Here is a 313-nt window from a genome sequence, read left to right on the forward strand (position 1 = left end):
ATTAAACATTCAATTCTTAAAACACCTATTTTTAAATCGACTTAAACCTTCGCTGTTGCGTGCGTTTACTAATCCCCGTCTTTCGTTCAATCATCTGATAAGTCATGCCTTGTTTTCGCAACTCATAAGCAAATCTGATCTGTTCATCAGAATACGTTTTCGGTCGCCCTTCCCGAAACAACTGATCATGTTGCTTTGCATACAATTTACCTTCTTGTGTGAGTGTGACAATCATATCGCGTTCAAACTGCGCAAAAGCACTAAATATTGTAAAGACTAATTGGCCAGTCGGCGTATTATCAATTAAGCCCAT

1 protein-coding gene is annotated in these 313 nt (G+C 38.3%); it reads right to left on the reverse strand.

All coding sequences use genetic code 11. From position 1 onward, the window contains the following. Positions 1-31: 31 nt before the first annotated feature. A partial coding sequence (locus MZO40_RS17110) for a recombinase family protein (protein ID WP_252133487.1) occupies positions 32-313 on the reverse strand: 282 nt, incomplete at its 5' end.

The sequence above is a fragment of the Lactiplantibacillus sp. B652 genome (genome assembly GCF_023806745.1).
Classification (GTDB): Bacteria; Bacillota; Bacilli; order Lactobacillales; family Lactobacillaceae; genus Lactiplantibacillus; species Lactiplantibacillus pentosus.